1 protein-coding gene is annotated in these 2069 nt (G+C 70.9%); it reads right to left on the bottom strand.

Annotated features, from left to right (window positions below):
- The coding region (locus SACHA_RS21445; RefSeq protein WP_051110176.1) for an Rne/Rng family ribonuclease at window positions 1-2069 on the bottom strand (2069 nt) is incomplete at both ends.

Below are 2069 nucleotides of genomic sequence, written 5' to 3'. Positions count from 1 at the left end.
CACCGGCGGAGCGCGCCGCCTTGCGTTCGGCCCGGCGGTGCGCCTTGCGGTCGAGCTTCGCGCCGGATCCGGAGCTCGGAGCCGTCCCCTCTCCCCGGGCGCCACCGGAGGTCCCGGAATCGCCGGAGCCGCCGGAAGCCCCGGAGGCGTTCGCCATCACCGCCACCGCGGAGGCGACCGACTCGCGCTGTTCGGGCGTCGGCGCCGGGGCGGGCTGGCCACCCGTCCGTGTCGTGTCGCTCTCCGCCGCTTTCGCCTTGTTCCGCGAACGCCGGGAGCCCTGCTGCTGTCCGCCGTGCCCGTTCTGGTGGCCGCCGGTGCCCTGCGCGGACCCCTTCTGCGGCTCCTGGGAGACCATTACGCCACGCCCCTTGCAGTGCTCACAGGTGCTGGAGAACGCCTCCAGCAGACCCGTGCCCACCCGCTTCCGGGTCATCTGCACCAGGCCGAGCGAGGTGACCTCGGCGACCTGGTGCCGGGTGCGGTCCCGGCCGAGGCATTCGGTCAGCCTGCGCAGCACCAGCTCCCGGTTCGACTCCAGGACCATGTCGATGAAGTCGATCACGATGATCCCGCCGATGTCCCGCAGCCGGAGCTGGCGCACGATCTCCTCGGCGGACTCCAGGTTGTTGCGGGTGACCGTCTCCTCCAGGTTGCCGCCGGAGCCGGTGAACTTCCCGGTGTTGACGTCGATGACCGTCATCGCCTCGGTCCGGTCGATGACCAGGTAGCCGCCCGACGGCAGCCACACCTTGCGGTCCAGCGCCTTGGTGAGCTGCTCGTCGATCCGGTGCTCGGTGAAGACGTCCCCGGTGCCGACGTGGCGCTTGACCCGGTCGAGCAGGTCCGGGGCCACGTGCTCGACGTAGGCCCGGATGGTCTCCCAGGCGGTGTCACCCTGGATCTCCAGCTTCACGAAGTCCTCGGTGAACAGGTCACGCACGACCTTCACCAGCAGGTCCGGCTCCTCGTAGAGCAGCGTCGGTGCGTTCGACTTCTTACTGCTCTTCGCCGAGTCCGCCTTGTCCCGGATGACCTGCCACTGGGCCTCGAGACGGTTCACGTCCCGGCTCAGCTCCTCCTCGCTGACCCCCTCCGAGGCCGTCCGGATGATGACGCCGGAGTCCGAGGGCACGATGCGCTTGAGGATGTCCTTGAGCCTGCGCCGCTCGTTCTCCGGAAGTTTGCGGGAGATGCCGGTGGCGCCGCCGGACGGCACGTACACCAGGAACCGGCCGGGCAGCGAGATCTGGGTGGTCAACCGCGCGCCCTTGTGGCCGACCGGGTCCTTGGTGACCTGCACGAGCACGTTGTCCCCGCTGGACAGCGCCTGCTCGATCTTGCGGGCCTTGCCTTCGAGTCCGGCGGCGTCCCAGTCCACCTCGCCCGCGTACAGAACGGCGTTGCGCCCCCGGCCGATGTCGATGAAGGCGGCCTCCATCGACGGCAGCACGTTCTGCACCCGACCCAGGTACACGTTCCCGACGATCGAGCCGCTGCCCGAGGACGTCACGAAGTGTTCGACCAGGACGCCGTCCTCCAGCACCCCGATCTGGGTGGAGTCCCCGCGCTCGGCCACGACCATCGCGCGCTCCACCGACTCCCGGCGCGCGAGGAACTCCGACTCCGACAGGATGGGCGCGCGCCGCCGGCCCGCCTCCCGGCCGTCCCGGCGGCGCTGCCGCTTGGCCTCCAGCCGGGTCGAACCGCGCACGCTCTTGACGCCGTCCTCACCCTTGTCCGACTTCTTGTCGGACTTCTCGGACTTGTCCGCCTTGTCGGACTTGTCGGTGTCGCCGTCCTTGCCGTCCCGGATGTGGGTGACCGTGTTCGGCGGGTCGTCGGTGGTGGAGTCGTCGTCCCCACCCTTGCGCCTGCGGCGACGCCGGCGACGCCGGCTCCCGCCCTCGGTCTCGCCCTGTTCGGACTGGTCGTCCGCCCGCTGCTCCCCGGAGCCACCGGCCTCCGGCTGCTCGTCGGACCGCTCGGCCGAACCGTCGGCCACCGGGGACTGCTCGTCCTCGGCGGCGTTCTCGTCACCGCCCTTGCCCCGGCCGCGGCCGCGCCTG

Source organism: Saccharomonospora halophila 8 (genome assembly GCF_000383775.1).
GTDB classification, from domain to species: domain Bacteria; phylum Actinomycetota; class Actinomycetes; order Mycobacteriales; family Pseudonocardiaceae; genus Saccharomonospora; species Saccharomonospora halophila.
Note: the sequence above shows the minus strand (reverse complement) of the source record. Positions and strands in the feature narration are given on the sequence as shown.